Origin of the sequence: Flavobacterium sp. (assembly GCF_017985075.1) — a bacterium.
Taxonomy (GTDB): Bacteria; Bacteroidota; Bacteroidia; order Flavobacteriales; family Flavobacteriaceae; genus Flavobacterium.
The window spans coordinates 1-4690 of sequence record NZ_JAGNYF010000097.1 but is presented as its reverse complement, the minus strand read 5'-3'; the positions used below and the strand labels follow the sequence as shown (position 1 = coordinate 4690).

Annotated in this window: 4 protein-coding genes; 3 read left to right on the top strand and 1 reads right to left on the bottom strand. The window is 28.4% G+C overall.

What is annotated here, in order from left to right:
- Together KA468_RS10740 and KA468_RS10735 are read left to right on the top strand one after the other, a co-directional pair.
- On the top strand, window positions 1-729 hold a 729-nt coding region (locus tag KA468_RS10740), incomplete at its 5' end, for a TolC family protein (protein ID WP_291242930.1).
- Window positions 730-740: 11 nt separating this feature from the next.
- Window positions 741-1868 (top strand): efflux RND transporter periplasmic adaptor subunit, encoded by a 1128-nt coding sequence (locus KA468_RS10735; protein WP_291242929.1) that lies wholly within the window; start codon window positions 741-743, stop codon window positions 1866-1868.
- An 82-nt stretch (window positions 1869-1950) separates the two neighbouring features.
- Here the strand turns inward: KA468_RS10735 and KA468_RS10730 are convergent, their stop codons facing one another.
- On the bottom strand, window positions 1951-4041 hold the full coding sequence (locus tag KA468_RS10730; protein ID WP_291242928.1) for an LTA synthase family protein: 2091 nt from the start codon (window positions 4039-4041) through the stop codon (window positions 1951-1953).
- Window positions 4042-4120: 79 nt separating this feature from the next.
- Here KA468_RS10730 and KA468_RS10725 point away from each other — a divergent pair, with 79 nt between their 5' ends.
- Complete coding sequence (locus KA468_RS10725) at window positions 4121-4618, top strand: hypothetical protein (RefSeq protein ID WP_291242927.1); 498 nt, start codon at window positions 4121-4123, stop codon at window positions 4616-4618.
- Window positions 4619-4690: the final 72 nt, after the last annotated feature.

Sequence of the window (4690 nt, the reverse complement as noted above, 5' to 3'; positions counted from 1 at the left end):
GAGAGTAGTGCTTTTGAAAAAAGTTCTGCTGAATTATTTATGGTAAAAATTAAAAATCAATTAAAATTAATTGAAGAAGAGAAACTTAAAATTTTGTTGCAATTGCAATTTTTACTTCAAATAAACGAAACAATTATTCCTATTTATAAGTCGGCAAAAATAGACGTTTTACCCGCTCAAGATTTTGTTACTAATAATTTAGAGTTGCAAATGTTAGTGTTAGACAAACAAACAAATGCTTCCTTATTAAAAATAGAAAAATCGGCTCTAATTCCAGATGTTTCGGTTGGTTACTTTAGTACAACTATGCAAGGAAATGGAGCAGATAATAATTTTTATGGTAAAAACGATCGTTTTCAATCGTTTCAGTTTAGTTTAGGAATTCCTGTTTTTAATTCGGCAAATAAAGCCAGACAAAAAGCAATTAAAATTAACGAAACTATATTGATAGATAAAGCAGCCATGCACCAACAAGAATTACAAAAAACATGGAATAAATATTTTGTAAAACATAAAAATAATCAAGATGTATTGTCGTATTACGAAAAAGTGGTGTTACCTAATACAAAAATAATTATTTCAAATGCAAACAAACAAATTTTAAATGGTGATATTAATTTTATGGAATGGTCTTGGACAATGAATCAAGCATTAGAAGCCACATCTGATTATTTAGATAAAATTCAATCTCATAACACCAACATCATTCAAATTTTATATTTCAATTAAAAAAAAACATCATGAAAAATATATATTCAATACTGATAATTTTAACGCTAAATATAGCTTGTCAGTCAAAAAAAGAAGAAGCATTACCTGTAAAATCATTAAAAGATAATGTTGTTGAATTAACTAAAAAGCAATTAGATAATTCAAAAATTAAGGTGGGCAGTTTAACACAATCACCGCTTTCGACAACCATTAAAGTAAACGGTAAAATTACTTTAGCACCAAATGCTATGGCAAGTGTAAGTATGCCGCTTGGAGGTTATATTAAGAACATAAAAGTAATGCCAGGAATGGTTATTAAAAAAGGTCAAATTTTAGCTGTAATTGAAGATCAATCGTATGTTCAAATTCAACACGATTATTTAACCACAAAACAACAATTAGCGTTTGCATCAAAAGACTATGCGCGTCAGAAAGAATTAAATGCATCACAAGCGGTTAGTGAAAAAAACTTTCAATTATCAGAAAGTGAATTTGCAAAACAACGGATTACGCTAAAATCGTTAGAAGAAAAATTGAAATTAATTCAAATAAATCCAGGTACTTTAACTGCTAATTCTATTTCAAAATCGGTAAATATATATGCGCCTATTTCTGGGATGATAACTAAAGTAGATGTAAATATTGGAAAATATGTTTCTGCTACTGATATGTTATTTCAAATTATGGACAATCAAAGTATGTATGCAAAATTGAATGTTTTTGAAAAAGATGCAGCAAACTTATCTATTGGTCAAAAAATTAAAGTATTTACAAATTCTCAGCCAGATGTATTTTACGAAACGAAAATAGAATTTGTAAACAAAAGTTATTCAGATGAAAGTGCTATTGAGGTATATGCAAAAATTTTCAACACAACAAAAAAACTAATTCCGGGTAACTATATTAACGCTTTGATTCAGATTGATAATAACAACGCATTTATTTTAAATAATGATGCAATTGTTGATTATGAAGGTAAAAAATTTGTATTTATTCAGAACGAAAATAAAAATACATTTTCAATGCAAGAAGTACAATTAGGAACAATTACGGATAAAGTTTCAGAAATTATAAATTACGATACGCTACAAAATAAATCGATAGTAATTGGTGATGCTTATACTTTATTGATGGTGTTAAAAAACAAAGAAGAATAAAAAGACAATTCCTATTTAATATAAAAAAACTTCTTGATATTTTTCAAGAAGTTTTTTTATGATAAAACGTATTTGGATTATTTTATTTTTGATATTTTTTATTTTTTAAAATATAAGATGCGGTTTGATACACTGCGATTGTTTCTTTTTTTAATTTTTCATCAACTGAAGTTTTGTTTTTTTCATCAAATAGGATAGAGTAGGTACCACTTAAATTTGTGTTTATTTGCTGTACCAAATCAAATTGTTTTACTTTCTTTTGAGGTGAAATTATTGTTAAAACATCATCTTTTATATATCCTAAATCTTGATAGGTTGCAATGAAAGCTCTTGGTATATAATTTGTTTTTAAAACATCTTTTCCGAAAAATTTAGATTGGTATTTAAAGTTCAAAATACCTAAAACGGTTGGCATTACATCAATTTGCGAAACCAATTTATCAATCTTTTGCGGTTGAATAAATCCAGGAGCATAAATAAAAGCAGGAATTCTATATTTATCCATTGGTAATTCCGTTTTTCCAGAACTTGAGGCGCAATGATCGGCTACTATAACAAAAACTGTGTTTTTAAACCAGACTTGTTTTTTTGCCATTTCAAAAAATTGTTTCAAAGCATAATCGGTATACATAACACCACCTTCTCTTGATTTTGAAGTACCTGAAATGCTAATTTTTCCTTCTGGATAAGTAAAAGGTCGGTGATTACTTACTGTCATCCAATGATTAAAGAAGGGTTTACCTGTTTTAGCTTCTTCATTCATAACTTGAATGGCTTTTTTAGCCATATCTTCATCGCAAACGCCCCAAATATTTGAAAACGAAATTTCGTTTGGTTTCAAGCTGGATTTGTCTACAATATCATATCCGTTTCCTCCAAAAAAGTCTTGCATATTATCAAAATACGCATCGCCACCGTATAAAAATTTTGTAGTATATCCTTTTGATTGAAATACACATCCTGTTGTAAATTTATTTTTATTATCTATTCGTTTTACAACACTTTCTCCTGGAGTTGGAGGTAAGCATAAGGTAACCGCTTCTAATCCTCTAACGGTTCTGTTTCCAGTGGCGTACAAATTCGTAAAAAATAAACTTTCATCTGCTAATTGGTCTAAAAATGGCGTAATAGCATTTGTATTGCCGTAGTGTTTCATAAACTCAGCACTCAAACTTTCAACAGTAATTAAAACAACATTTTTCTTAGTTTCCGTTCCTTTAGCTGTAATAAAAGAACTATTTTGATTGTAATTTACTCCAATACTTGTATTAAACTGAGCCAATTCATTTTCGGGTAGCGTTTCGTAAAACTGGAAAAAGTCTAATTCACTGTTAATAAATGCTATGTAAAATTTTTGTAAGCCATTACTCTGTAATTCATTTGCAAATACATTTGGGCTATTTTGTTGAGAAGTAATAGTAGGAAGAATTAGGAAAGCACTACCAAGCAATAGTAATTGCACTCCAATAATCTTTAATTTATTTGATAAATTAGGCAAATCCTCTAAATACGATTTTGATTTTTTAATTATTATATAAGTAGCTGCAAATGCTAAAATTCCTACAGATGCAAAAAGCGGTACCACTGGATAAGACTCCATGATGTTTCCAATAACGACATTGGTATACATTAAATAATTTACAGCTATAAAATTATATCTTAAACCAAATTCATTCCAAAAGAAAAATTCGCTAACTGCATTTTGTATAATTAATAAAACAAATAAGAAAATGGTTAAAGAAAATAAAGCCAAACGAATTTGTTTTCTATATTTTTCAGTAAACAATAAGGCTGCAAAAAAAATAGTTTTTAAACTTACAAAAGCAATTCCTATTTCTGGCACTACACCACCGTATTCGCTTAAAATGCTTTTACCAGAAAGAATGTAAAGTAAAATTGATATAAATATTCCTAAAATAATATATCCGTAAGGTTTCTTAAATTTAGAATTGGATAAAAACAGCAAATACAACCATAAAATAGCACCAACAAATACGAAAATAAACAAATCGGATAAAAGTCCAAATCCAAATATTTTTATAATTTCAAGAATAGAAAATTTACTTTGTGTGATTGGGTGAAATAGTAAAATTATTCGGGTTAAAAAGCTTACAATCAAATAAAAAATCGCTATATTTGTGTATACTTTATGTTGTTTTATTACGGTTTTCATAACTAAAAAAATTAAGGTCAAATATACTAAAAATTAGTAGTAATAAATTTCTGTAACACTATAAATTAAATATAATATTATGAACGATGCACATTTACACATGGTGGTAAACCACTTTCCAATTATTGGAACCATTTTTGGATTAGGAATTTTAATTACAGGGATTGTAATGAAAAACAACGTTATAAAAAATGTAGCGTATGTACTTTTTTGTATTTCGGCTATTTTTGGCTTTGCAAGTATGTTTACTGGTGAAGGTGCCGAAGAAATTGCTGAAAATCTACCTACTGTAACGGATCAAATTATACATGAACATGAAGAAATGGCTGAGAAATTGGCTTTAGTATTGTATATTTTAGCTGGAATTTCTTTAGTAGGATTGTATTTAAATTTTAAAAAGCACGCTAAAGCAAACTTAATATCCTATTTAGCTCTCGTAAGTGCTTTAGTAGCTGTGTTCTTAGGAAAACAAACGGGTACAACCGGTGGCGAAGTTCGTCATACAGAAATTAGAGCGAACGCAACTGTTGGAACTAATTTAGAAGCCAATACAACAGGAGAAGCGGACGAGGATTAATAAAAACATTATTTATAATAGTAAAGCCAATTTAGAAGTCATTTTGAATTGGCTTTTTTTATGTTACTTTCC

Bases quoted from the DNA above. Each gene is read 5' to 3' on its own strand.
- KA468_RS10735 (WP_291242929.1), top strand. From the start codon at position 741: ATGAAAAATATATATTCAATACTGATAATTTTAACGCTAAATATAGCT.
- KA468_RS10730 (WP_291242928.1), bottom strand. From the start codon at position 4,041: ATGAAAACCGTAATAAAACAACATAAAGTATACACAAATATAGCGATT.
- KA468_RS10725 (WP_291242927.1), top strand. From the start codon at position 4,121: ATGAACGATGCACATTTACACATGGTGGTAAACCACTTTCCAATTATT.